This window comes from Litoreibacter sp. GN1-5, from assembly GCF_055693805.1.
Genome location: NZ_JBVFUP010000001.1, coordinates 3,454,004 through 3,478,898 on the forward strand (window position 1 = coordinate 3,454,004; position 24,895 = coordinate 3,478,898).

At 54.5% G+C, this 24,895-nt stretch carries 31 protein-coding genes and 1 pseudogene; 22 read left to right on the top strand and 10 right to left on the bottom strand.

Translation table 11 applies throughout. From position 1 onward, the window contains the following. Position 1: 1 nt before the first annotated feature. From ACZ1HF_RS17345 to ACZ1HF_RS17385, 9 genes are all read left to right on the top strand, one after another. Complete coding sequence (locus ACZ1HF_RS17345; RefSeq protein WP_472658685.1) at positions 2-205, top strand: DUF1737 domain-containing protein; 204 nt, start codon at positions 2-4, stop codon at positions 203-205. Continuing rightward, the gene (locus tag ACZ1HF_RS17350) at positions 205-1,239 is read left to right on the top strand and encodes a MaoC family dehydratase (protein WP_472658686.1); all 1,035 of its coding nucleotides are present in this window, start codon (positions 205-207) and stop codon (positions 1,237-1,239) included. The genes ACZ1HF_RS17345 and ACZ1HF_RS17350 overlap by 1 nt, the downstream gene beginning before the upstream one ends. A 187-nt stretch (positions 1,240-1,426) precedes the next feature. Further along, positions 1,427-1,810, top strand: coding sequence for a succinate dehydrogenase, cytochrome b556 subunit (gene sdhC, locus ACZ1HF_RS17355; protein WP_472658687.1), 384 nt, complete (start codon positions 1,427-1,429; stop codon positions 1,808-1,810). Between the two features lie 9 nt (positions 1,811-1,819). After that, positions 1,820-2,191: a succinate dehydrogenase, hydrophobic membrane anchor protein gene (gene sdhD, locus ACZ1HF_RS17360; RefSeq protein WP_472658688.1), complete on the top strand. Its 372-nt coding sequence runs from the start codon at positions 1,820-1,822 to the stop codon at positions 2,189-2,191. An 18-nt stretch (positions 2,192-2,209) separates the two neighbouring features. Further along, positions 2,210-4,015, top strand: coding sequence for a succinate dehydrogenase flavoprotein subunit (gene sdhA / locus ACZ1HF_RS17365; protein WP_472658689.1), 1,806 nt, complete (start codon positions 2,210-2,212; stop codon positions 4,013-4,015). After that, a complete protein-coding gene (locus ACZ1HF_RS17370) occupies positions 4,015-4,482 on the top strand; it encodes a hypothetical protein (protein ID WP_472658690.1) in 468 nt (155 codons plus the stop codon). Before sdhA ends, ACZ1HF_RS17370 begins: the two co-directional genes overlap by 1 nt. Next, complete coding sequence (locus ACZ1HF_RS17375; protein WP_472658691.1) at positions 4,483-4,833, top strand: succinate dehydrogenase; 351 nt, start codon at positions 4,483-4,485, stop codon at positions 4,831-4,833. It abuts the gene before it with no gap. A 9-nt stretch (positions 4,834-4,842) separates the two neighbouring features. Then, entirely contained in the window at positions 4,843-5,622 is a 780-nt protein-coding gene (locus ACZ1HF_RS17380) for a succinate dehydrogenase iron-sulfur subunit (protein ID WP_472658692.1), read from the top strand. A 42-nt stretch (positions 5,623-5,664) separates the two neighbouring features. After that, positions 5,665-6,507, top strand: coding sequence for an urea carboxylase-associated family protein (locus tag ACZ1HF_RS17385; protein WP_472658693.1), 843 nt, complete (start codon positions 5,665-5,667; stop codon positions 6,505-6,507). A gap of 42 nt (positions 6,508-6,549) precedes the next feature. Here ACZ1HF_RS17385 and ACZ1HF_RS17390 read toward each other — a convergent pair whose 3' ends face one another. Then, on the bottom strand, positions 6,550-7,761 hold the full coding sequence (locus ACZ1HF_RS17390) for an SMP-30/gluconolactonase/LRE family protein (protein ID WP_472658694.1): 1,212 nt from the start codon (positions 7,759-7,761) through the stop codon (positions 6,550-6,552). A 270-nt stretch (positions 7,762-8,031) separates the two neighbouring features. On the opposite strand from ACZ1HF_RS17390, the gene ACZ1HF_RS17395 reads away from it, so the two are divergent. After that, a complete protein-coding gene (locus ACZ1HF_RS17395) occupies positions 8,032-9,021 on the top strand; it encodes a hypothetical protein (RefSeq protein ID WP_472658695.1) in 990 nt (329 codons plus the stop codon). A 5-nt stretch (positions 9,022-9,026) separates the two neighbouring features. On the opposite strand, the gene ACZ1HF_RS17400 is transcribed toward ACZ1HF_RS17395, so the two are convergent. Further along, entirely contained in the window at positions 9,027-9,338 is a 312-nt protein-coding gene (locus ACZ1HF_RS17400) for a phosphoribosyl-ATP diphosphatase (RefSeq protein WP_472658696.1), read from the bottom strand. After that, positions 9,335-10,099, bottom strand: coding sequence for an imidazole glycerol phosphate synthase subunit HisF (gene hisF / locus ACZ1HF_RS17405; protein ID WP_472658697.1), 765 nt, complete (start codon positions 10,097-10,099; stop codon positions 9,335-9,337). Before hisF ends, ACZ1HF_RS17400 begins: the two co-directional genes overlap by 4 nt. Positions 10,100-10,221: 122 nt before the next feature. Between hisF and ACZ1HF_RS17410 the strand changes: the two genes are divergently transcribed. Further along, positions 10,222-10,668, top strand: coding sequence for a DUF302 domain-containing protein (locus ACZ1HF_RS17410; RefSeq protein WP_472658698.1), 447 nt, complete (start codon positions 10,222-10,224; stop codon positions 10,666-10,668). On the opposite strand, the gene ACZ1HF_RS17415 is transcribed toward ACZ1HF_RS17410, so the two are convergent. Continuing rightward, positions 10,646-11,107 carry a DUF2867 domain-containing protein gene (locus ACZ1HF_RS17415; protein ID WP_472658699.1) on the bottom strand — a complete coding sequence of 154 codons (462 nt, stop codon included), beginning with the start codon at positions 11,105-11,107 and terminating at the stop codon, positions 10,646-10,648. The genes ACZ1HF_RS17410 and ACZ1HF_RS17415 overlap by 23 nt on opposite strands. Positions 11,108-11,141: 34 nt before the next feature. Continuing rightward, a complete protein-coding gene (gene hisA, locus ACZ1HF_RS17420; RefSeq protein ID WP_472658700.1) occupies positions 11,142-11,864 on the bottom strand; it encodes a 1-(5-phosphoribosyl)-5-[(5-phosphoribosylamino)methylideneamino]imidazole-4-carboxamide isomerase in 723 nt (240 codons plus the stop codon). A gap of 143 nt (positions 11,865-12,007) precedes the next feature. Between hisA and ACZ1HF_RS17425 the strand changes: the two genes are divergently transcribed. The 4 genes from ACZ1HF_RS17425 to ACZ1HF_RS17440 all read left to right on the top strand — a co-directional run bounded on the left by ACZ1HF_RS17425 (position 12,008) and on the right by ACZ1HF_RS17440 (position 14,114). Further along, positions 12,008-12,397: a DUF2147 domain-containing protein gene (locus ACZ1HF_RS17425; RefSeq protein WP_472658701.1), complete on the top strand. Its 390-nt coding sequence runs from the start codon at positions 12,008-12,010 to the stop codon at positions 12,395-12,397. Positions 12,398-12,554: 157 nt separating this feature from the next. Continuing rightward, on the top strand, positions 12,555-12,749 hold the full coding sequence (locus ACZ1HF_RS17430; protein WP_472658702.1) for an NmrA family NAD(P)-binding protein: 195 nt from the start codon (positions 12,555-12,557) through the stop codon (positions 12,747-12,749). A 38-nt stretch (positions 12,750-12,787) separates the two neighbouring features. Beyond that, positions 12,788-13,807 carry an IS110 family RNA-guided transposase gene (locus ACZ1HF_RS17435; RefSeq protein ID WP_472655593.1) on the top strand — a complete coding sequence of 340 codons (1,020 nt, stop codon included), beginning with the start codon at positions 12,788-12,790 and terminating at the stop codon, positions 13,805-13,807. A gap of 37 nt (positions 13,808-13,844) precedes the next feature. Then, positions 13,845-14,114: a hypothetical protein gene (locus ACZ1HF_RS17440; protein ID WP_472658703.1), complete on the top strand. Its 270-nt coding sequence runs from the start codon at positions 13,845-13,847 to the stop codon at positions 14,112-14,114. A 55-nt stretch (positions 14,115-14,169) separates the two neighbouring features. On the opposite strand, the pseudogene hisH reads toward ACZ1HF_RS17440, so the two are convergent. Both hisH and hisB read right to left on the bottom strand, forming a co-directional pair. Next, positions 14,170-14,812: pseudogene (gene hisH, locus ACZ1HF_RS17445) on the bottom strand (imidazole glycerol phosphate synthase subunit HisH). Continuing rightward, positions 14,813-15,400 (bottom strand): imidazoleglycerol-phosphate dehydratase HisB, encoded by a 588-nt coding sequence (hisB, locus tag ACZ1HF_RS17450; protein WP_472658704.1) that lies wholly within the window; start codon positions 15,398-15,400, stop codon positions 14,813-14,815. It abuts the pseudogene before it with no gap. Between the two features lie 195 nt (positions 15,401-15,595). Between hisB and ACZ1HF_RS17455 the strand changes: the two genes are divergently transcribed. Together ACZ1HF_RS17455 and ACZ1HF_RS17460 are read left to right on the top strand one after the other, a co-directional pair. After that, entirely contained in the window at positions 15,596-16,123 is a 528-nt protein-coding gene (locus ACZ1HF_RS17455; RefSeq protein ID WP_472658705.1) for a GNAT family N-acetyltransferase, read from the top strand. Beyond that, on the top strand, positions 16,120-17,010 hold the full coding sequence (locus tag ACZ1HF_RS17460; RefSeq protein ID WP_472658706.1) for a DMT family transporter: 891 nt from the start codon (positions 16,120-16,122) through the stop codon (positions 17,008-17,010). Before ACZ1HF_RS17455 ends, ACZ1HF_RS17460 begins: the two co-directional genes overlap by 4 nt. Here the strand turns inward: ACZ1HF_RS17460 and ACZ1HF_RS17465 are convergent. The 3 genes from ACZ1HF_RS17465 to ACZ1HF_RS17475 form a co-directional block, all read right to left on the bottom strand. Continuing rightward, a complete protein-coding gene (locus ACZ1HF_RS17465) occupies positions 17,007-18,785 on the bottom strand; it encodes an SLC13 family permease (protein WP_472658707.1) in 1,779 nt (592 codons plus the stop codon). The genes ACZ1HF_RS17460 and ACZ1HF_RS17465 overlap by 4 nt on opposite strands. Before the next feature lie 63 nt (positions 18,786-18,848). Beyond that, positions 18,849-19,490 carry a hypothetical protein gene (locus tag ACZ1HF_RS17470; protein WP_472658708.1) on the bottom strand — a complete coding sequence of 214 codons (642 nt, stop codon included), beginning with the start codon at positions 19,488-19,490 and terminating at the stop codon, positions 18,849-18,851. Continuing rightward, on the bottom strand, positions 19,471-20,082 hold the full coding sequence (locus ACZ1HF_RS17475) for a TetR/AcrR family transcriptional regulator (RefSeq protein WP_472658709.1): 612 nt from the start codon (positions 20,080-20,082) through the stop codon (positions 19,471-19,473). Before ACZ1HF_RS17475 ends, ACZ1HF_RS17470 begins: the two co-directional genes overlap by 20 nt. Positions 20,083-20,278: 196 nt before the next feature. Between ACZ1HF_RS17475 and ACZ1HF_RS17480 the strand changes: the two genes are divergently transcribed. From ACZ1HF_RS17480 to betC, 5 genes are all read left to right on the top strand, one after another. Next, positions 20,279-21,019, top strand: coding sequence for a YebC/PmpR family DNA-binding transcriptional regulator (locus tag ACZ1HF_RS17480; protein WP_472658710.1), 741 nt, complete (start codon positions 20,279-20,281; stop codon positions 21,017-21,019). Between the two features lie 128 nt (positions 21,020-21,147). Further along, the gene (locus tag ACZ1HF_RS17485) at positions 21,148-21,753 is read left to right on the top strand and encodes a LysE/ArgO family amino acid transporter (RefSeq protein ID WP_472658711.1); all 606 of its coding nucleotides are present in this window, start codon (positions 21,148-21,150) and stop codon (positions 21,751-21,753) included. 38 nt (positions 21,754-21,791) lie between these two features. Then, a complete protein-coding gene (locus ACZ1HF_RS17490; RefSeq protein WP_472658712.1) occupies positions 21,792-22,709 on the top strand; it encodes a DMT family transporter in 918 nt (305 codons plus the stop codon). Between the two features lie 62 nt (positions 22,710-22,771). After that, positions 22,772-23,347, top strand: coding sequence for a choline-binding transcriptional repressor BetI (gene betI / locus ACZ1HF_RS17495; protein WP_472658713.1), 576 nt, complete (start codon positions 22,772-22,774; stop codon positions 23,345-23,347). Continuing rightward, a complete protein-coding gene (betC, locus tag ACZ1HF_RS17500; RefSeq protein ID WP_472658714.1) occupies positions 23,344-24,852 on the top strand; it encodes a choline-sulfatase in 1,509 nt (502 codons plus the stop codon). Before betI ends, betC begins: the two co-directional genes overlap by 4 nt. The last annotated feature ends 43 nt before the right edge of the window (positions 24,853-24,895 follow it).

Genomic DNA, 24,895 nt, shown 5'->3' on the forward strand with positions numbered 1-24,895 from the left:
TATGAAATTATACCGCTTTCTCAGCGAGGATGACACATCCGCTTTCTGCCACAAGGTCACAGAAGCCTTGAACAAAGGCTGGGAACTTCATGGCAGCCCGACCCAGACATTTGACCCTAAATCCGGGATCATGCGCTGCGGGCAAGCTGTTACCAAAGAGGTAGAGGGGACATACACGGCCGAGACGAAACTGGGGGCACAATAATGAATAAAACCAACGCGGGCCGTTTCTTTGAAGATTATCATGTGGGTCAGGTCATCGAACATGCTGTTCCTCGAACACTGTCCGGGGGCGAACGGGCGATGTATCACGCGCTCTATCCGGCGCGGCATAGCCTTCACTCGTCTGATGATTTTGCCCGCGCTTGCGGATTACATGAATCCCCGCTTGATGACCTGATCGCCTTCCATACGGTGTTTGGCAAAACGGTGCCTGATATTTCGTTGAACGCCGTTGCCAATCTTGGCTACGCCGAGGGGCGGTTTCTGCAATCTGTCTATGAAGGCGATACGCTGTCATCCCGGTCCGAGGTAATTGGCGTCAAACAGAACTCAAACGGTAAAACTGGGGTGGTCTGGGTGCGTACCACCGGGCAGAACCAGCTTGGGCAAGACATGCTCAGCTATGTCCGCTGGGTGATGGTGCGCAAAGGCAATCTGGATGCGACTGCGCCGCAAACTGTTATTCCCGATTTGGCAGACAGCGTGTTGGCATCTGATCTGGTTATACCTGAGGGTTTGGATTTCACATCGTATAACTTCATCCATGCGGGTGAGCCGCATCGCCTTGCCGATTATGAGGTTGGCGAGAAGATTGACCACGTGGATGGTGTGACCATTGAAGAGGCTGAACATATGCTGGCCACTCGCATGTGGCAAAACACTGCGAAGGTGCATTTCGATGCGACTGTGCGCGAAGATGGCAAGCGTTTGATGTATGGGGGGCACATAATTTCATTGGCTCGTGCGCTTAGTTTTAATGGGCTGGCGAATGCACAAATGATTGTCGGGCTGAATTCTGGCGCCCATGCCAACCCTTGTTTTGCCGGTGATACTGTGACCGCGTGGTCCGAAGTCCTGGACACAACAGAAACGAATGCGCCGGGTGTCGGGGCAATCCGGTTGCGGCTTGTGGCGCAGAAAGCCGGGGCGGATGCGTTTTCCCTGAAAGGCGCGGATAATAAATACTTGCCTGATGTTCTGCTTGATCTGGATTACTGGGCTTTAATTCCGGTTTGAGTTTAAAGGCGTATTAATATTATTCACGAAAAACCTGTGATCACACTATTCAAAAGTGTGATCACATCTTCTGGAAAATTGCTCACCTGCGCCCATAAACCGCGTTCTTTCTTTATCTGAAGGCGTGACACTGCTGTTAAAACCGTTAAATGTGGTAGAAAATATCTGTCCAAGCAAAGGATGATCAATGGCTGACGTCAACAGGGGAAACCGGCCGCTTTCTCCCCACATCACGATCTACCGGCCTGAATTTACATCTGTCACTTCAATCTTTACCCGGATCACCGGGAATGCCTTGTTGATCGCAGCGCTGCTGATTGTTTGGTGGTTTCTGGCTGCGTCCTACAGTGAAGACTATTTTGCAGTCGCCAACGGTTTTATCACCTCTTGGTTTGGGGATCTGATCATGTTCGGCTCACTTTGGGCGGTCTGGTATCATTTCCTTGCGGGTTTACGGCATCTCTATTGGGATACAGGTCGCGGGTTCGAGATTGAGCAGGCCAGAAAGTTGGCCTATGGCGTGATTGGTGGGTCACTTGTGCTGACCATCTTGTCCGCGCTAGCGCTCTAAGGGGGCATCATGGCTTATCTGACAGACCGCAAACGCGCTGAAGGGATGGGATCGGCAAAAACCGGGACCGAGCACCATTGGCAGATGATGGTCAGCTCGGTCGGGCTGGCTATTTTGGTGCCGTTGTTCATCTTTACCTTCGGGCGCATCCTTGGTGCCCCACATGCCGAGGTCGTGGCCTATTTCGCGCGGCCCTTTCCGGCGATTGTGGCTGCCCTGACCATCGCTGTCGGCTTCATGCATTTCAAAAACGGTGTGCAGGTGCTGATCGAGGACTATGTTCAGGGAACATTGCGCAAGGTTCTGATCATTCTGACGATCTGCCTTTCATATGCGGCGGCTGGTACGGGCCTGTTCGCCATCGCGCGTCTCGCGCTGTAAATTATCGGAGCTTTGACCATGGCTGCTTACGAATACGAAACCCATGAATATGACGTTGTGGTTGTTGGCGCAGGGGGCGCGGGCCTTCGCGCGACGCTTGGCATGGCAGAGCAGGGTTTGCGCACGGCATGCGTAACCAAGGTGTTCCCCACACGCTCCCACACAGTGGCGGCGCAAGGTGGAATTGCGGCTTCGCTGTCCAATATGGGGCCGGATCACTGGCAGTGGCATATGTACGACACCGTGAAAGGTTCTGACTGGTTGGGCGACACGGATGCGATGGAGTACCTTGCGCGCGAGGCGCCCAAGGCGGTGTATGAGCTGGAACATTACGGCGTACCGTTCTCGCGCACCGAAGAGGGCAAGATTTATCAGCGGCCCTTTGGTGGCCACACAACGGAATTCGGCGAAGGTCCTCCGGTACAACGTACCTGTGCCGCCGCCGACCGCACAGGCCACGCGATCCTGCATACGCTTTATGGGCAGAGCCTGAAGAACAACGCGGAATTCTATATCGAATATTTCGCAATTGACCTGATCATGTCTGACGATGGTGTGTGTACCGGGGTGCTGTGCTGGAAACTGGACGACGGCACGCTGCACCTATTCAGCGCCAAGATGGTGGTGTTGGCGACGGGTGGCTATGGTCGTGCCTATTTCTCTGCAACAAGCGCGCATACTTGCACCGGCGATGGTGGCGGCATGATCGCGCGGGCCGGATTGCCTTTGCAGGATATGGAGTTCGTACAATTCCACCCCACCGGTATCTACGGTGCGGGTTGTCTGATCACCGAAGGCGCACGGGGCGAGGGCGGCTATCTGACAAACTCTGAAGGTGAGCGTTTCATGGAGCGTTACGCGCCGACCTACAAGGATTTGGCGTCGCGCGATGTGGTGTCGCGCTGCATGACTATGGAAATCCGCGAAGGGCGCGGTGTCGGGCCGGACGGTGATCATATCCATTTGCACCTCAACCACCTACCACCGGAAACGCTGGCATTGCGGTTGCCGGGTATTTCGGAAAGCGCGCGTATTTTTGCAGGTGTCGACCTGACGAAAGAGCCGATCCCAGTGCTGCCGACAGTTCACTATAATATGGGTGGCATTCCGACGAATTACTGGGGTGAAGTTCTGAGCCCGACAAAATCCGATCATAACCGTGTGGCCCCCGGTCTAATGGCAGTGGGGGAGGCGGGCTGTGCCTCGGTGCATGGCGCGAACCGACTTGGGTCGAATTCGCTGATCGACCTTGTTGTGTTCGGTCGGGCTGCGGCTATCCGTGCAGGGCAGATCGTTGATCCAAACACGCCAAACCCGCCCGTTAACCAAATTTCGCTGCAACGGGCTCTGGACCGGTTTGATGGGCTGCGCCATGCCAAGGGCCATACGCCAACTGCCGATCTGCGGTTGGAGATGCAAAAAACAATGCAGCAAGACGCAGCTGTTTTCCGTACAGATAAAACACTGGCCGAAGGCGTTAAAAAGATGGAGGGCGTTGCTGGCAAGCTGGACGATCTTGAAGTGTCCGACCGTAGTCTCGTCTGGAACTCGGACTTGATGGAGACGCTGGAACTGGCCAACCTGATGCCTAATGCCGTCGCTACCATCGTCTCGGCGGAGGCGCGCAAGGAAAGCCGGGGTGCCCATGCACATGAAGATTACCCGGACCGTGATGATAAGAAATGGCGCAAGCACTCTTTGACGTGGTTCGAAGGAATGAAAGCCAAACTCGGCACGCGCGGGGTTCATCTTGAGCCACTTACCAGCCATAATGAGGGCGGGATTGACCTAAAGAAGATTGCACCAAAAGCGAGGGTTTACTGATGCAATTAACAGGAAAGCCGCTGTTTCTACTGCTTCCCAGCGCTGTGATCCTGTCAGCCTGTGCGACGACCAGCAGACCTGACTACGTGCGCAGCTGTACTGCTGATGTCGGCGCGAGCGGGTCATACATATGGACCACGGGAACCGAATTGCCATCTGCCAGCCCCGGTGAGGGCGGTACCTCGGAAGGTGCCAAAGCCCTGAATGAATGTGTCATCCGCCGTGCGTCAATCGGGTCGCAGGTTATTCCGCCGAATTTCGAAAAACCTGATCCGCGCCCTGCGCCGCCGAAACTGGCCCCTCAACCGGCGCAGCCCGGTAAATTGCCTCTGCCGGTCGAATATCCTTTGCAACCCAGTGATGCAGAGCTTTGGCCGACGCTCACGCTTGAACAGCAGAAACGCGCCATCAAGTTTCTGAAAGATGGTAGTACCATTACGTCATCCCTTGAGCTTGAGAGCACGTAGATGAGGCAAATACGTTTTGATATGAAGGGTAAGAAAGCCGCTGTAGCGGGACTTGTTGCCGTAATGGCTCTGTCCGCATGCGGGGACAATGGCCTTGCAGACCAGATTGCCAGAGATCAGGCCAAACAGACGGTAAATCCGGTTCTTGCCAAACGCTTTCCCGGCATACCTCTGGAACCTGCTACAAACTGCGTCATCGATAGCGCATCCGCCAGTGAAATTCTTACGCTTGCTCAAGCGAGTGTTACAGGCGTTGGCCCGCGCGAGACCGAGCTTGTGCTTGAGATCGCCACACGCCCTGAAACGGTTCAATGTTTGCTGAAAGACGGCCTGACGCCGTTTCTCAGGTAGGAGAATACAATGGTCCAACTGACCCTTCCCAAGAATTCCAAGATCATGACGGGCAAGACCTGGCCTAAACCCGAGGGTGCTACAAATGTCCGCAAGTTCCAGATTTATCGCTGGAATCCGGATGATGGGAAAAACCCGCAGGTGGATACGTATTTCGTCGATATGGACAAATGCGGACCCATGGTTCTGGATGCGCTGATCAAGATCAAGAACGAGATTGATCCGACCCTGACGTTCCGCCGGTCCTGCCGCGAAGGCATCTGCGGCTCGTGCGCAATGAATATCGACGGGATCAATACGCTTGCCTGCATCTACGGAATGGATGAGATCACTGGCGACGTGAAGATTTATCCTCTGCCGCACATGCCTGTGGTCAAGGATTTGATCCCGGACCTGACGCATTTTTACGCGCAGCACGCTTCGATTATGCCTTGGCTTGAAACGAAGACCAATCGGCCTCGCAAGGAATGGCGGCAATCCGTTGAGGATCGTGAAAAGCTTGATGGTTTGTATGAATGCGTAATGTGTGCCTGTTGCTCGACATCATGTCCGAGCTATTGGTGGAACGGGGATCGCTACCTTGGACCAGCGGCGCTGTTGCATGCCTATCGTTGGATCATTGACAGCCGTGATGAGGCAACCGGAGAACGGCTTGATGAGTTGGAAGACCCGTTCAAGCTGTATCGCTGCCATACGATCATGAACTGCGCAAAGACCTGCCCCAAGGGTTTGAACCCCGCCAAGGCAATCGGGCAAATCAAAAAGATGATGGTGGAACGGGCGGTTTAATCTTTTTCGCCCTACCAGCAGCTTCGCTATCATGAGACGGCTATGACCCCAGCGGATGCCAAAATACGACGCGCTGTAGAGCCGGTCATTTGTTATCCGGTTGAAACGCTGCCGCAACCGGACATGACGCTCTATCTATCTGCGCGTGAAAGGTTGACCAAAACCGATGAAGCCCTTGCGCCTGCACGCGATGCCATCACATTCCGCGTACCTGCCGGACATTTCTTTCGTATCACAAGTGTGGATGGCCCACAGGTGGGCGATCTGAACCTGTGGAGCGCAAATGATTTGTCAGAGCGTTTTTACTCGGGCAAAACGCGCGCTTTGCATGGCACACATATTACCACGGGCGACAGGATGTGGTCTTGCTTTCCACACCTGCGCCCAATGGCAACGATTACGCATGATACGTTGGGCTGGTACGGCATCGACCAATTCGGTGGCTCCGTGCATGACGTGATCGGCACGCGTTGCGATCCCTACACTAATAATTTGCTGAGCGGCGGGCAGTATCACTATTGCTGCCATTCTAACCTGACTCGTGTTTTAGCGGCAGAACTCGGCGTGCCTCTTGATCAGGCAGAGCCTCATATCCATGATGTTCTGAATGTTTTTATGTGCACGGGATTTACTCGTAACACTGGTCAATACTTCATGAAAGCAAGCCCGGTCCGACCCGGTGATTATCTGGAATTCTTTGCCGAGATTGACTTGCTTGGCGCTCTCAGCGCCTGTCCCGGTGGCGACTGCTCGTCCGAGCATTCCAGTGATGCCGCAGCCTGCTATCCGCTGTTGGTTGAGGTGTTCAAGCCAAAGGACGGTCTGCTGGATACATGGCACAGCCCGGATAGGAACGGCTACAACCGGCGTCATATAGAAGAATAGATGTACATCAGGCCCGTAGGCCTGATGCTGACTTGGTAGCTGTTACGAAGGTGCGGACCCTTGGGTGCCGACATAGACTGAATAAATCGATTGGCTGGCCGCCATGAACAGCCGATTTCGCTTCGGACCGCCGAAACAGATATTGCCGCAGATTTCCGGGATACGGATGCGACCCATCAAAGCGCCCTCCGGGTTCCAGACGGTGACGCCGGAATACCCGACATTGCGCCCAGCGTTGGAAGACACCCACAGGTTGCCGGCGACATCGGTGCGCAGCCCGTCAGGGCCACATTTAATGTCATCAACCATACAATCAGTGAAGACACGACCATTGGACAAGGTGTTGTCATCGCCCACGTCAAACGCAAATACATTGCCCTGACCACCCGGTCCGGTATCCCCCGGGCCTTTGCCAGTAGATGCGATATAGAGCGTTTTGTAGTCGGGTGAGAAGCACAGCCCGTTCGGGTCAGGTGCGTCTGCTTCGCCTGCAACGCGGGTGATATTGCCATCACTGTCAACCCGGTAGGTCGCGGTCTCCATCTCGCGCACGGCTTCGCCTATTTCTGGTGGCTGACCAAGGCGGTTATTGAACAACCCATCCGGGTTGGACGGACCTCCTGCCGCATCTGGCGCGCCCTCATATAGCTGCCCGCCATAAGGTGGATCGGTGAACCAGTAGCTCCCGTCAGGATGCGCGACCACATCGTTAGGGGAGTTGAAGCGCTTGCCTTCAAAATTATCGGCCAGAATAGTGACAGAACCATCCAATTCGTACCGGACAAGTCTGCGGGTAAGATGTTCGCAACTTAGCTGGCGTCCCTGAAAGTCGAAGGAGTTACCGTTGGAATTGTTCGACGGATCGCGGAATTCGCTGACATGGCCGTCTTCTTCTAGCCAACGCATCTGTCTGTTGTTCGGAATGTCGGACCAAACCAGATAGCGTCCTTGTGCGTTCCATGCGGGTCCCTCGGCCCATAAAGCACCGGTCCACAAGCGTTGGATGGGGGCGTTCGGCTGCATGACGCCCCAAAAGCTGTCGTCAGCCGCGATAACATCGGGATCCCAGAAATAGACATTGGGTGGTGCACCCGGCGCAAAGCTGCGTGGCGGCGACGTGATCGTGGTGGGTGGCGCGGTCGCTGTGGTTTCTGCGGTTTGCGCACCAGCCTTGAGTGCGCCTAGTGACAGGCTGGCACCGCCAATTGCGGTAAGCGCCTGACGACGAGATAGATTTGAGTTTGATGAACTCATTCGAAACTCCTCCCTGAATTTTCGAAAGCTAAGACAATCAGGCTAAGAGAGGTTTTTTGTTTTTCTAAACAGGATTATCTAACCTTAGCTTTGCGGCGAGTTTCCGCCGATGGCAGGCCGTGCTTTCCCGTTGTGACAAGCTACTGTTTCGAGGTTTTTGATCCAGTTTGCGCCCTTGCTAAAAAATGCATTGATGGCTTTTGTATTTATAGAGGGCAATATAAACGCAACCGACGGATATGAACTTAGTTTTGAAGGGATGTAGAAACGGTGCAGAGACCTGTTTTCAACATCTTTGCCATCGCTCAAAGTGGGCGACTGCAATATGAGGCAGTTTTGCTTGCGGCGTCTTTGCGGCACACCAATCCTGACTTCAAAGGCAAGCTGCTCATTGGCGAACCCCAACCCTGCCCGTTATGGGGTGGCGATCCGCGTATCAACAATCCAGATGTGCGCGCAGCGCTTGCAATGCTTGATGCCCAGATCATCCCGTTCGAGACGCAGGTATTCGGGCAGGACTACCCGCAAGGCAATAAGATCGAAGGCTTAAAAGCCTTGCCGAAGGGGGAGCCATTCCTGTTTCTGGACACTGACACTTTGATTACAGGTGATCTGTCACAGGTGCCGTTTGATTTTGATCATCCGACCGCTTCGATGAAGCGCGAAAACACCTGGCCACAGATCGAGCTATACGGGCCGGGTTACACCCAGATCTGGAAATCTCTTTACGACAAGTTCGGGTTAGAGTTTGAAACGTCATTGGACCTAAGCCAACCGGATGAATACTGGCAACGCTACCTGTATCTGAATGCCGGTTTCTTCTACTCCCGCTGTCCCCATGAATTTGGCGAAACCTTTCTGCGCCATGCCAAAGGTATTCGTGATGAGCCCCCGGCAGAGCTGGTTTGCCAAGACCTATATCCGTGGCTGGACCAGATCGCTTTACCTCTGACGTTAAGCGCCCTTGGCGGGGGGCGCGCACCGGATGTGTCCGGGATGATGGATCATGCTGTGACGTGCCATTACCGCGTTTTATCGCTGCTCTACGCACGAGAATCCGACGCGGTGGTCGAATTGTTAGAGGAGGTCGCCGCCCCGAATAAAATCAAGAAAGTGCTCAAACAGTATGACCCGTTTAAGCGGATGATTTATCAGGGTAGGGGACAAAAATTGCGCGCCATGTTTGATCGCAACAATCTACCCCGCAAAGAACGCGCTTTGCGCAATCAAATCAAGCGGGCCGGGTTCTGGATGCGGTAGTCAGACTATGTCCGTGAAGCTTTCTCGGTAATGCCGGACACGCCTTCACGACGTTCAAGTTCTGACAGAACGTCATCGAAAGATACACCAGTCGCTTCCAGCATCACAAGCAGATGGAACAACACGTCGGCAGCCTCGGCGGTCAGGTTTTCAGTGTCGCCCTTCACGGAAGCAATGATAGCCTCCACGGCTTCCTCGCCGAATTTTTCGGCACATTTTTCGGCCCCCTGTGACAGAAGTCTCGCCGTCCAGGAGCTTTCGGGGTCTGCACCTTTGCGCGCAGCTATCGTGGCGGACAGCCGATCCAGAACGTTCATGCACCTAACCTCATATTCAAGCCAGCAGCGGCCATATGTTCTTTGGCCTGCCCAATGGTAAAATCGCCAAAATGGAAGATCGACGCGGCAAGTACTGCGTCTGCGCCGCCTTTTGTGACACCTTCGACAAGGTGATCCAGCGTGCCAACACCGCCAGAGGCAATGACCGGCACCGAAACCGCGTCTGATATGGCGCGGGTCAGGGGCAGATTGAAGCCCGCACGGGTGCCATCACGATCCATAGAGGTCAGCAGGATTTCCCCAGCGCCTTTTGCTGTGACGGTTCGGGCAAACTCTACAGCATCGATCCCTGTTTCTCGCCTTCCACCATGGGTGAATATTTCCCACTTGCCGGGTCGAACGGTTTTCGCGTCAATCGCCACGACAATGCACTGGCTTCCAAAGCGCTGGGCTGCCTCGGCAACCACATCGGGATTGGCAACCGCGGCAGAGTTGAACGACACCTTGTCGGCCCCGGCCAGCAGCAGCTTTCGGACATCTTCATATGTGCGCACCCCACCCCCAACCGTCAGTGGGATATAGCAGGCTTCGGCGGTGCGGGTCACAACGTCATACATGGTTCCGCGGTTTTCATGGGTGGCGTTGATGTCAAGAAAACATAACTCATCCGCTCCTGCGGCATCATAGGCTTTGGCAGCCTCGACCGGATCGCCAGCGTCGATCAGATCCACGAAGTTCACACCTTTGACAACGCGACCGTCTTTGACGTCAAGGCAGGGAATGATGCGGGTCTTCAGCATGTTTTATCCAGTCACAGATTTGTGCTGTGCATAGCGGCAAATTTCAGCCTAGACCAGAGATGCTGTATAGCGACAGCTAAAACAGACAGCTACGGTGGGATATATTTAGATGGAGATTTGGCATGAAAAAACTACTGGCAGCAACTGCGGTTGCACTCAGCTTTGCAGGGTCTGCAATGGCTGGTGATCTGGTAAAGGTGGATAGCAGCAAGAGCGTTGTTGAGACAATGGACGCGCTTCAGGCGGCTGTTGAAGGGGCCGGGGCGACAGTTTTTGCACGTGTGGATCACGCTGCTGGGGCCGAGAAAGTCGGGATGGAACTGGCACCCAATCAGGTGCTGATCTTTGGCAATCCCAAACTTGGGACACCAGCTATGATTGATGCGCCACAGGCCGGGTTGTTCCTGCCGTTGAAAGTGCAGGTCCATGAGGGCCCGGATGGCAATACGGTGATCTCTTACGAAGATCCTGCCAGCGTGCTTGGGCCGTTGGGCGCACCTGCAGATGCAGAATACATCAAGATGATGACGGGTGCTTTGGGCAAGCTCACGGCTGCGGCTGCTGGTTAAACGTTTGGGGCCGGTGGCGCCCGACGCGCGCCACCGCATCCCGTGCGATCACGATATGAAAAGGTAGAATGGCGGCCAGATAGAGCCGCCCGCCTATATTATGTGGGTGTACCCATGTTGCCAGATGAATGCGCCCATACTTTGAAATGACGGAAACCCGGAAATTCAGGTGTTTGTCATTGAATCCGGCGATTATCTCGGTTCCGGTTTCGCTTTCAACCGGAAACAAGCCGATTTTGTTTGCAACATCAGGGCCTGTATTATCCAATCCGAACGGGGCGGTCAGAAGGCCACGCAGGCGCACAAGAAGCTGCGCCCATCTGGGAAATCTGGTAATGATTTCAGCAGCCTGCCGGGGTGACATATCTGAGGCGACAGAGTAGCAATCGAGAAAATCACCTGTTTGCAACCGCTCATGCAGGGCACTGTCAGCAGGCATGGGAACCTTCGTGACATTGAAATTCAGCATGGAGTCAGCTTTTCAAGGTGATCAGCGCTTCTTTCAGATCAATTGCCCCATCATAAAGCGCACGCCCCGAAATCGCACCATCCAAGCCTGCGCCACAATCGCGCAGGGCAATGAGGTCTGCCAGCGAGCTGACGCCGCCCGAAGCGATCACAGGGATTGATACAGCACGTGCCAAAGCAGCGGTGGCTTCGATGTTTGGACCTTGCATCGCGCCATCGCGATTGATGTCAGTATAGATGATGGCAGCAATCCCTGCGTCTTCAAACTGACGCGCCAGATCGGTGACGTTGATATCCGTCTCTTCAGCCCAGCCACGGGTAGCGACCATGCCGTTACGCGCATCAAGTCCTACGGCCACCTGGCCGGGGAAGGCGCGCGCCGCGTCGCGCACCAGATCGGGTTTCTCAACTGCCACAGTGCCAAGGATCACGCGGGTCAGACCTTTGTCCAGCCAACGCTCGATCGTCTCCATGTCCCGGATGCCACCGCCAAGCTGAGCGGGAACAGAGGTTTCCGTCAAGATGGCATCTACCGCAGCGCCATTCACTGGTTCACCCGCGAAAGCGCCATTCAAATCGACGAGATGCAGCCAGTCACACCCGGCATCCTGAAACGCTTTTGCCTGTGCTGCCGGGTTGTCGTTGAATACGGTGGCCTGTTCCATCTCACCTTTATAGAGGCGCACGCAATTGCCGTCTTTCAGATCAATGGCGGGGTAGAGGATCATAAAGGTGGCTCCGGTCTATTGCTGGATATGGGCAGGTCTAAATCACAGCTTGTGATGGGATGCAAAGGGCAACAGACCCAACGTCATGCTTGCCTGAATTGCCCGGCCTGCGTCACACTTGCCTCAGATTTAGGGAGGAAATCATGAAAAAGACAGTTCTGGCAATTGCCGCAACATTTGCGATGTCTATGCCTGCACTCGCCGCCGATCCTGCTGTCGGTCTTTGGAAAACGCAAGTCGATGACGGGGCTTATGCCCATGTCGCCATGAGGGAATGTGGTACAAAGGTTTGCGGCGTAATTGCGCGAACTTTTAATGATACGGGCGAATACAAATCGCCAAACCTTGGCAAAACCATCGTGATCAATATGCAGCCTGACGGCAAAGGCAATTACGCTGGCAAAGTCTGGCGCCCGTCCAACAACAAGATTTACATCGGCAAGATTAACCTTAATGGCAACAGCCTGAAGTTGTCAGGCTGCATCGCCGGTGGTCTGCTGTGCTCCAAGCAAACATGGACGAGAATAAAGTAGGTAGGAAACGTCAGGCATGTTCGACTTTTCCGTCACGACATTGACCCAAAACATGAAATGAACAGCGTTTGTTACAAGAGAGTGAACCTCTACTGACAGTTTTTGGCAGCCTGATGTGATACACGTCTAGTAAACCACGGAAGCAAAGGGGCTTGCCTTGCATATCGTTCTTGGAGGAACTGGGCAGGTAGGCTCGGCTACTGTGCGCGTACTACTTGATGTCGGACAGAAAGTAACTGTGGTCACGCGCGATGAAAGCCATGCTGATGAGCTGAAGAAAAAAGGTGCGAATGTCGCCGTTGCGGATGAAGTGGATGGCTCCTGCTCCACCCGGCGTCGCAATGCGCCATAATGCAGGTGTCGAAATCTGCTTTTGAGAGGAGCCACCCAATGCAAGTAAAAACCATAGGACTGGATCTGGCCAAGAATGTTTTTCAGGTTCACGGAGTTTCTGTGACTGGCGACAAGGTCTTCAACAAGAAGATCAAACGCGCAAAACTGTTAGAGTTCTTTGAGGGCCTACCGCCTTGTGTGGTCGGTATGGAAGCCTGCGGTTCGGCCCATCATTGGGGCCGTGAACTTCGCAAGTTAGGGCACGATGTCCGTTTGATGCCAGCAACTTACGTCAAGCCATATGTCAAACGCGGAAAGACCGACGCAGTGGATGCAGAGGCAATCTGCGAAGCGGTTGGCCGCCCGACGATGAGATTTGTTGAGATCAAGACCGAAGACCAGCCAGCTCTTTTGACCGCCCACCGCACGCGCGAACTCATCGTCCGCCAGAGAACCCAGGTCTCAAACATGATACGGGGGATGCTGCGTGAGTTTGGCTATGTTCTCCCAACCGGGGTTGAGGCTGTGGCCCGCTTTTCCAAAAGCCACCTGGACGGTGATCAACCTAAAATTCCCGAACTGGCGAACGGGGTTCTCGGCACCTTGTGTTATCAACTCCTTGGGCTCAGCGCCCGAATTGAAGGCTTTTCCAAGTTGATCGAGAGCCATGCTCGGCGAGATGCCAACGCACGCCGACTGATGCAGGTGCCTGGGATTGGTCCAATTACGGCGTCGGCCATCGTGGCGACCGTCGGCGACGCCAAACAGTTCAAAACCGGACGAGATCTGGCCGCTTGGCTGGGCTTAACCCCGCTCAACAAGTCCAGTGGCGGCAAAGAGAGGCTTGGGCGGATTACCAAGAAAGGTGATCATTACCTCAGGAAACTTCTTATCGTTGGCATGACATCGCGCGCATTGATGGCAAAACTCCATCCCGAGAAAGTCGATATCTGGACAGCGAGGATGCTCGCTGGAAAGCCGGTTCGACTTGCAACAGTTGCCATGGCAAACAAAACCGCGCGCGTGATCTGGGCAATGTTGACGAGACAGGAGAATTACCGGCAGCCGGTCACCTGATCGGGACACCTGCCAGAGATGCAAGGCGCATGACGTGATGATGCGGACTATCGAAGGGCCAAGCCGCTACACATCAAAAGACGTGGCAAAGGCTTTTTCTGCCGCTTTGGATCGCCCTGTCGAAGTTCGGGAGATACCGCGTTGCGAGTTAGAACAGACATTTCGCCAGCTCGGCTTTTCCGAGGCAGCTGCTGCGTCCTATGCTTGCATGACGGGTGCAGTGATTGCCGGTGAGACGAATACCACTGGCGCGCCTTTGCGCGTCAACACGACCCTGCAGGACTATATAGGATCGCTTGTCACCTGAATATGAAGGGCAACTATCGATTAGGTGCAAACAGCGCTGACGTTCGACAGCAGGGTTAAGGGACCCAATTCAGAAAGTTTGCAATCATTCTGAGCCCGGTGCTCTGGCTTTTTTCGGGATGGAACTGCGTGCCGATCATATTATCACGGCCTATGATGGCGGTGATATCGGCACCGTATTCCACATGGGCCAGAACGATGCGCCGGATTGGCCACTTGGAATTGGTATGAATGCACGAAATAGGCATGGTTGCCGGTCTCTATGCCATTCAGAACCGGGTGTTTGCCGGTCACGATCAGGTCATTCCATCCCATATGTGGGACTTTCAAAGCAGTATCGTCGGGTGTGATCTTCACAATTTCACCGCCGATCCAGTCAAACCCTTTGGTGTCGGTATATTCCCGGCCCCATGTGGCCATCATCTGCATACCGACACAGATACCCATGAAAGGGCGGGCATTGACCGTGACTGCCTCAACAATCGCTTCATAAAGCCCCGCACGGTCCTTCATCAATGCGTTGCGGCAAGCAGGAAACGCTCCGTCACCGGGTAACACGATGCGGTCGGCGCGCGCGACGTCTTGCGGGTCTGAGGTTACAATAACCTCACCGCCGCCGACGTCGCGCGCCATCCGCTGGAAGGCCTTTTCGGCCGAGTGCAGATTGCCACTGTCGTAATCCACCAGAACGGTGAGCATTTATAGACTGCCTTTGGTCGATGGAATGTCATCAGCCTTGCGCGGATCAGTCTCGACTGCCACCCGCAATGCACGGGCGACAGCTTTGAATGCGGCCTCTGCAATGTGGTGGCTGTTAAAACCGTGTAGCCGGTCGATATGCAGTGTAATGCCGCCATGAGTGCTGAAAGCCTGAAAGAATTCTCGCACCAGTTCGGTGTCAAACGTGCCAATTTTGGCCGTTGGCAGGTCCAGATTGCAGATCAGGTAAGGCCGCCCGGACAGATCCAACGCAGCGCGTACCTGCGCATCATCCATCGCAAGGTGGCAATCCCCATACCGTCTGATGCCGCGTTTGTCGCCCAAGGCCTGCGTAAGTGCCTGCCCCAAAGCGATACCTGTATCTTCGACCGTGTGGTGGTCATCGATATGCAGATCACCCTTGGCGCGGATTTTCATATCGACCAACGCGTGGCGGGCAAGTTGGTCTAGCATGTGATCAAAGAACCCCACGCCGGTTTGGTTGTCATAAGCGCCGGTCCCGTCGAAATTGATCTCGACAGAAATGTCAGTTTCTGCAGTCTTGCGCGCGATTTGTGCGGTCCGCATGGGGCCTCTCCGAAGATATGTTCGCTTGGCTTATAGGCAGGCTCGCGGTTCAGGCCAAGCCGTCAATGTCAAACAGGGCCTGAGTGTCGCGCAAATGCTTGCCACCTTTTCTGATCTTGCTTGACAGAAGCTTTGCAGAAAAATGGGAATTTTGCCCTCGCAGCTCTGGTGAATATGCTGTTGGTGAAGATAAACATGCTTTTGAACTATCACGCGAAAAGAGCGAAGGTGCTGATGCTGGAAGAAACACGACTTGCCGCTGTGCAAGACGCTGCGCAAATGTGCGAAATCCTGAACGAGATTATCGCGATCGGCGGGACAACGGCGTATGAAACACCCTTAAGCGTTGAAGAGTTGACTCAATACTACATTACCTCACCTAGGTTGATTTGTTGTCATGTCGCCGTTGCGCAAGACGGGCAGATTGCAGGGTTTCAGTCGCTTGCCCACAATTCTGCTCTACCAGAGGCCTGCGGGGATATAGCGACATTTGCGCGCCAAACCCCGGTGATCCGCGGGGTGGGGACGGCGTTGTTTCAAGCTACGAAAAGACAGGCCAGAGAGGCCGGATTTCATGAAATCAACGCAAAGATCCGTGCAGATAATGTTCCAGGGCTGGCTTACTATGCGAAGATGGGATTCCGCGATCATTCCATCATTGAAGCCGTGCCGCTGAAAGACGGCACGCCAGTGGATCGAATTGTGAAGCGGTTCTCATTGTGAGCCTCTGGATACTCGTCACGATATTCGCGGCTTTCATGCAGAACCTGCGGTTCATGCTGCAAAAACATCTCAAGGCAACAAAGCTTTCGACGGGTGGGGCGACATTTTCGCGGTTTCTGTTTTCAAGCCCTTTGGTGGCGCTGGGCATTCTGATCTACCTGAACGCGACCGGATCCGAATGGCCCGCCTTGTCAGTCTGGTTCTGGGGATTTGCTTTGGCTGGTGGGGTTGCCCAGATTGTCGCAACAGCTTGTGTGGTCGCCCTGTTTGCAGAACGGAATTTTGCAGTAGGGATTGTCTTCAAGAAGACCGAAGTTGTGCTGACAGCCCTGATTGGGCTTATCATTCTTGGTGAAGGGCTTTCACTTTGGGGCATCATCGCCATTGCGATTGGGTTTGCAGGCGTGGTGATCCTATCTGATCCCCCCGAAGGTGGTGCGCGGTTTTTTAACAAGGCGGCAGGGTTCGGATTGGCCTCTGGCCTGCTTTTTGGTGTTTCGGCAATTGGCTACCGCGGCGCAGCTTTGGAAATCACCAGCACCAATGTGCTGTTGCGTGCAGGCGTGACCTTGGCGGTGGTGACAGCATTCCAGACAATGCTGATGGCCGCTTGGCTGACCTTGCGGGACGCGGGAGAGATCGGGCGGGTGATCGCATCTTGGCGGGTCTCAGCGTTGGTGGGTGTGACCTCCATGTTGGGCTCGTTCGGGTGGTTCACTGCTTTTGCCTTGCAAAACGCGGCCTATGTGAAGGCGTTGGGGCAGGTTGAACTGGTGTTCACCTTTGTAGGCTCATATTTTATCTTCAAGGAACGCAGTACAAAGCGCGAGATTATAGGGATCGCGCTGATCATACTAAGCATTTTCGCGCTGATAGCGGCTCTTTAGAGCGGCCAGAAGACTAGGATTGCCGGGATGGAAACGCAGACCACAAGTATCTCCAGTGGCAGACCCATGCGCCAGTAATCTCCAAAACCATAACCTCCGGGACCAAGGATCAGAGTATTGTTCTTATGACCAATGGGCGTCAGGAAGGCGCAGGACGCGGCGATGGCAACGGCCATCAGAAACGGGTCCGGGTTTACACCAAGCGATTGTGCCATCTGAATGCCGATAGGTGCCGCGACGATTGTGGTTGCGGTGTTGTTGAGCACGTCTGAGAGGGTCATGGTCACGACCATCAGCACCGTCAGGATCGCCCATGGCGGAAGACCTTCTGTGATGTTGACCAATCCACCCGCGATAAGTTCAGTGCCGCCCGAGGTCTCTAAGGCTGCGCCAAGGGGGATCATCGAGCCCAGCAACACGACCACAGGCCATTCAATATGGGTGTAGAGCTCTGATATGGGAATGATCTTTGTCAGCACAAAGGACACGACGACTATGCCCAAAGCGACGGGCAGATAAATCAGGCCAAGGCTTGCCGCCAATACAGCAGCAGCAAACAGGCCAATGGCCAGCCAGACTTTCTTATCCTCGGTCACGGTGAGCCCCCGATCTGCCAGCGGCAGGCAACCAAGCCATTCAGTCACATCGCTCTCGCTATCTTGTGGGACAAGGATCAGTAGAATATCACCGGTTTGCACCACGGTTTTTCTAATGTGATCCCTGACCGGTTTACCCTGCCGGGAGATACCCATCAGGACAGAGCGTTGCCGCCAAGCCAGACCTAAACCCTGTGCTGTTTTGCCGTTGATCCGCGACTGATCCGTAACAACGACTTCTATGACGCTTAGGCCCTCGCTTTCAGCGCGCAGATGCGTTTCACGCCGTTCGTCGGCAAAATCGAGGCTGAGCGCTGCGCGAAATTCATCCAATGCATCGGGCGTCGCTTCAAGGACCAGTGCATCGCCCGCTTGCAATCTGGTGTTTTGTGACGTACCAAAGCGGCGTTTGCCATCGCGGATCAGTCCCAGAATAGCGACGTCGTTTTTCTCGGCATCATCCAGAAGGTCACGCAGGCGCTTGTCGATCAGCTTCGACCCCTGTGGAACGGTCAACTCGGCGATATACTCAGCGTAGTCGTCCATCGGGTTTCCGGATTTCTCGCCGTCTTGATGAGGAATGAGACGCCAGCCGATAAGGGCGACGAAAATCAACCCGGCAATGGCTGTGACGCCACCCACCGGCGCGAAATCAAACATCTGGAACGACTCGCCCAGGCTGTCCTCGCGGATCGTTGCGATAATGATGTTTGGTGGCGTGCCGATCAGCGTTACCATACCGCCCAAGATCGTGGCAAAGCTCAGCGGCATCAGCGAAAGTCCCGGCGCCCTACCTGCTTTGCGCGCGGTCTGAATATCGACCGGCATCAGCAAAGCCAAAGCCGCCACATTGTTCATAAAGGCCGACAGCACGCCACCGATGGCCCCCATTAATGTGATATGGCTACCAAGAGAACGGGCACTGTCGACAAGCGTGCGGGTGATTAAGAAGACCGCGCCAGACCGCACCAGCCCCGCTGACACCACCAGCACCAATGCCACAACCAGTGTTGCCGGATGGCCGAAACCACTAAAGGCCTCTTTCGTCGGAACCACACCCAGAACCACACCCAGCATCAATGCAGTGAAAGCGACAAGATCGTAGCGCCAGCGCCCCCAGAGCAAAAAGACGAAAACGCCGCCGAAAAGGGCGAAAAGAATGATTTGGTCAACCGTCATGGGGCACCGTAACGCGGGCTATTGAGCTTCGTAAGAGCAAAATTTCGCAGCTGTGTTTTGCAACTAGATCGTTTGGTCAACAGCCTTGGTCAATTCGGCTCGTAAGTTGGGTCCACCTACGATCTCGCCATGACATGGCACCAGAATGTTTGGAGGGGACGTCTGGATGAAGTGCTTGACCCAAGCCAAATAAGCGCCCCTGTCACCAACGCCATATTTGGGAAAAGTGCCAAGCATGCGGCGGCTGGGGTCATTTTTGGTGGACCCGGCGAAGGCGTCGACAACAAGCCATGCGGTTTTGGTGACCATCCATGTTTCGCCGGTTTTTAACCCTTTGGGATGAACCAGACGAGCGTCATCGGGTAGTAGCGATTGCAAGACGTCCGGGTTCTCGAACTCCAGGTTGGTAACCTTGCTCAACCGCGCTTGGCTTTCCATTGGTGCAATGCGCCGAGCCTTTGGGAAATGGTCCGTGTATTCGGCCAACCCTTTGTTGTGGTAATGATTGGGCGCAAACAGGAACTCCACCTCGCCAATTTGTCTAAGGCTGTCTATCGCCTTGGGACCGAGCCCCGCGACAGGGCTATGCAGGCACAATTGGCCGGATTTCAGCTTGATTGCAGTGCATCGCAATCCACCCTTGGTGGCGCTAAAAAAGCCACTCAATCCAGTGATTTCTTCGAATTCAGAAAGTTCTGTTGGCATCTTTGGTTTTCCAGGTTTCAAGCAAATCAAGAACCAGACGCACCAAATGGCGGCCAGCATCTTGGGCACCTGCGACACGGTTCATTGTATGTATGCCTATGACAGCGGTCACGAGACCTTGAGCTGCATCGTTTATCGTCAGGGTTTGGGTGATCTCTCCTCTGGAACGTGATGTGTTCAAGGCACAGATGAAAAGTTCCTTCAACTCGGCCCAATAGGCATCTGATGTTTGTTTGAGGGCCGTGCTTTGTATCTCTGCATTCTCGATGCCGGTGTTCACCATAAGGCAGCCCCAGGCGCTGGAGTGAAGACTGCCTTCGGTCACAAGTCCCTCGAAGAAGCGGGCAATGGTTTCAATACCACCCGCACGCATCGGGGCCATGACCGTTTCGCTGGCAGCGGTGTGATAATGTTTCAGAGCTTCGAGATACAGTCCTTCTTTTCCACCAAACTCGTTACGGATGGCAAATTTATTGAGGCCCGTTTGCACCTCAAGTGCGCGCACGCCCAAGGCGCTATAGCCATGTTCCCAGAAGGCATAGCAGGCGCGTTCGATTGCCTCAGTTCGGTCGTAGGATTTAGGGCGTGCCATTGGCGCTTCATTCACCACACCGTTTCAGTACAGTCGTATAGTAGTTTTCTATACGACTGTACTGAAAAATCAACGCCATTCATTTACTGCTGAATATGTCGCTTTGGCATGTCCGCTCATCGCCACAACGTCTTGCCCCTTGGGTGCGGGGTGCCTTATAGACGCTGAAACACACCAGACCGAGACGGAGAGACCCATGGCAGGCCATTCAAAATGGGCGAATATTCAACATCGCAAAGGGCGTCAGGACAAGCTGCGCTCAAAACTGTTTTCCAAACTTGCCAAGGAGATCACCGTCGCCGCCAAGATGGGTGATCCGGACCCTGACAAAAATCCGCGCCTGCGTCTGGCTGTGAAAGAGGCCAAGTCGCAATCGGTGCCCAAAGATGTGATCGACCGCGCGATAAAAAAATCGCAAGGCGGGGATGCAGAGAATTACGACGAGATCCGCTATGAAGGCTATGGCCCTGGTGGTGTGGCGGTCATTGTTGAGGCGATGACCGATAATCGCAACCGGACGGCGTCAACCGTGCGCTCGACTTTTTCGAAGAATGGCGGAAATCTTGGCGAGACCGGCTCGGTCGGGTTCATGTTTGATCGTAAAGGTGCTGTGAGTTACCCTGCCGACGTTGGGGACGCGGACACGGTCATGATGGCCGCAATAGAGACCGGGGCCGAGGATGTGGAATCTTCCGAAGATGGTCACGTCATCTACTGCGCCGACACGGACTTGAACGACGTCTCAAACGCGTTGGAGGCTGAACTTGGCGAAAGCGAGAGCGCAAAACTGATCTGGAAGCCCACAACGACAACCGAGCTGGACCTTGAGGGTATGCAGAAGCTGATGAAGCTGATGGATGCTTTGGAGGATGATGACGACATTCAGACTGTGACGGCAAATTTCGAGGTCTCGGACGAGGTGATGGCGCAGTTGTAAGAACAGCTTCACACAAGCGGCTTACCAGCTAAGCCTGTCGTATCGAAGTTTTTGACGCTCATTTTGGCATGACGCTTGTCCGCAAAGGATACAGCCGATAGCAAAGCATAGCTTTTATCGGAGGTGCTATGGGGCAGGCATTTTTGCCAGGATTTTTGCTGGGGCTGTCATTGATTCTGGCGATTGGTGCACAAAATGCGTTTGTGCTTCGGCAAGGGTTGCGCCGGTCCCATGTATTTGCTGTTTGCCTGGCCTGTGCCGCGTCGGATGCGTTGCTGATTGCTGCGGGTGTCGGTGGCTTTGGGCAACTCAGCAAGGTTGCCCCTTGGTTCGGCCCAGTCATGCGCTTTGGCGGGGTAGCGTTTTTACTGGCCTATGGTGCCTTGTCATTTCGTTCGGCTTGGCATGGAACGGGTGCGTTGCAGGCAGATGGGGAGAACGCAGGCAGTTTGCGCGCAGCATTGGCCACATGTCTTGCACTGACCTGGCTGAACCCGCATGTCTATTTGGATACTGTTGTCCTGCTAGGCTCAATCGCTGCACAATATGACGGAGCACGGCTGGCTTTCGGGGCAGGGGCTGTCACAGCCTCCTTCGTGTTCTTCTTCACTCTGGGCTATGGCGCACGCCTATTGGCACCGTTATTTGCAAAACCCGGTGCGTGGCGGGTGTTGGACGTATTGGTGGGCTGCGTTATGTGGGCGATTGCCTTTAGCTTGATCGCGGGCGGTTAACGCTTGCGCCTGTGACGTGCCCGTAGTCATTTGACGGGATGGTAAAGCAACAGAATAAGCCTGTCGCGGGTGTCATGTGGATGGTTATGACGGGTGTGATGTTCATCGCGGTCACAGCTATCGTAAAGCATGTGGGCGAAGGATTACCTGCGGCCGAGGCGGCTTTTCTGCGTTATGCGCTTGGGTTGGTGTTTTTGATCCCGATGATGAAGCCTATTCGTGATGCGCATCTGTCGCGCCGCGCCTTGAAGCTGTTTGGGCTGCGGGGTGTCGTGCATACGTTAGGGGTGACATTGTGGTTTTACGCAATGACCAAAATCTCTATCGCTGAGGTGACGGCGATGAATTATCTGTCTCCGGTCTATGTCACTATTGGTGCTGCACTGTTTTTGGGTGAAACGCTGGCTGCGCGCCGTATCGCAGCGGTTGGCTTTGCTTTACTGGGGGCGCTAATCATCCTGCGCCCCGGATTTCGGGAGCTGTCACCGGGCCATATCGCCATGTTGGGAACGGCGGTGATGTTTGCGGCGTCCTATCTGATCGCCAAAATCATGGCGGATGAGGTCAGCCCTGCGGTAGTTGTCGGGATGCTATCCATCGCCGTCACAGTCGGTCTTGCACCGCTGGCATGGGCTGTATGGATCACGCCGACATTGGCTCAGCTCGGCTGGATGTTCTTACTGGCCTGTTTTGCGACCGCAGGGCATTACACCATGACTTTGGCTTTCGCATCAGCCCCAGTGACAGTGACGCAGCCGGTGACGTTCCTGCAGTTGGTCTGGGCGGTTCTGCTTGGTGCCATGTTCTTTGATGAAGGCTTTGATGGTTGGGTCATCTTCGGCGGGGTGGTCATTCTGGCGTCTGTGCTGTTCATCACGTGGCGTGAGCACGTCCTGAAAAGCGCTGCCGTCAAGGTGCCTGTGCCTGACGCCAAGGTTAAAAATAAATCTTCATAACTAGGATTATTATTGACTGATCAGTCAATTAAAAACAAATTACACAAAATCCGAGGTGAGTCTTGCCAAAAATTGGAATGGAACCGATCCGCCGCGCTGCACTGGTCGAGGCGACAATCGCCGAAATCGGCGCCGCGGGGTCGCTTGACGTAACTGTCAGCGCGATTTCAAAGCGCGCGGGTATGTCTTCGGCGTTAGCGCATCACTATTTCGGTGGTAAAGATCAGATCTTTCTGGCCGCTATGCGACACATCTTAAAAGCATTTGAGGCTGAGGTGCGGTCGCGTCTCAATGCAGCCCGCTGCCCTCGGGCGCGGTTGGAGGCTGTGATCAGTGCCAGTTTCTGGGATGAAAGTTTTCAGCCTTCAGTAATCAGCGCTTGGTTGAATTTCTACGTTTTGTCACAAACCAACTCTGAGGCATTGCGTTTGTTGCGCATCTATCAAAAGCGTCTGCATTCAAATCTAACCCATGATTTGCGCAGCTTTTGTAGTGCGCGTGCGCCCGAAATTGCCTACGGCATTGGGGCGTTGATCGATGGGGTCTACATCCGTGCTGCGCTGGGCGGTCCGCGCGAAACGGTCGAAGCCACACAGATTGTTCTTCGCTATCTTGACGCGGAATTGGAGCGAAAATGAATAAACCAAACATTCTGATAATCATGGTTGATCAGTTGAATGGTACACTGTTCCCTGACGGTCCTGCCGACTGGCTGCACGCGCCAAACCTGAAGAAATTAGCCGCACGCAGTACCCGGTTTCAGCAATGTTACACGGCCTCGCCGCTCTGTGCGCCAGGGCGTGCGTCCTTCATGTCGGGTCAGCTCCCCTCACGTACTGGCGTCTATGACAACGCTGCCGAGTTCGCATCAAGTATCCCCACTTATGCCCATCACCTGCGCCGCGCAGGCTACCAGACTTGTCTGTCAGGAAAAATGCATTTTGTGGGTGCTGATCAACTGCACGGGTTTGAGGAACGCCTGACAACAGATGTCTATCCGCCTGATTTTGGTTGGACACCTGATTATCGCAAACCCGGTGAGCGGATCGACTGGTGGTATCACAATATGGGGTCCGTCACCGGTGCCGGCGTGGCCGAGATCACCAACCAGATGGAATATGATGACGAGGTTGCCTATCACGCGACGCGTAAAATCTATGATCTTTCGCGCGGCCATGACGCACGGCCTTGGTGTCTGACGGTCAGCTTCACACACCCCCATGACCCGTATGTCGCGCGCAAGAAATACTGGGATCTCTATGAGGACTGCGAGCATTTGCTGCCGGAAATTGGTCCGATCCCCTACGAGGATCAAGATGCCCATAGCCAGCGTATCCTTGACGCAAATGACCGCGACAATTTCAACATCACCGAAGACCATGTTCGCCGCGCCCGCCGCGCCTATTTTGCTAATATCTCTTATCTGGATGACAAAATCGGTGAGGTGCTGGAGGCGCTGGAAGGCACGCGTCAGGACGCCACGATCCTTTTTGTGTCTGACCACGGAGACATGCTGGGTGATCGCGGGTTATGGTACAAGATGAGCTTTTATGACGGCTCGTCCCGCGTTCCGATGATGGTCGCAAGCCCCGAGATGAAGCCTGGTCTCATCACCACACCGGTCAGTAATATCGACATCTGCCCAACGCTTTGTGATCTGGCAGGCGTCTCAATGGACGAGGTCATGCCTTGGACCGACGGCATCTCAGTCGTCCCACTTGGCCAAGGCCAAACCCGCGAAGAACCCGTGGCGATGGAATATGCGGCCGAAGCCAGCTATGCGCCGCTGGTTTCGCTGCGCGATGGCAAATGGAAGTTCAACATGTGCAGCCTCGACCCCGATCAACTGTTCGATATGGAGGCTGATCCGCTCGAACTCACCAACCTCGCAGATCACCCCGATCACCAAGACACGCTGAAAACGATCCGCGCCAAGGCTGAGGCCCGATGGGATCTCGACGCCTTTGACGCCGCCGTGCGCCATTCTCAGGCCGGTCGTTGGGTTGTCTATGAAGCGCTCAGGAACGGGTCCTACTTCCCATGGGATTACCAACCGCTGCAAAAAGCATCCGAGCGCTATATGCGCAACCACATGGACCTCAACGTGCTGGAAGAAAACCAACGCTTCCCGCGTGGAGAATGACCCTATCATTGTTTCAAAAATACTCCCGCCGGAGGCATTAAAA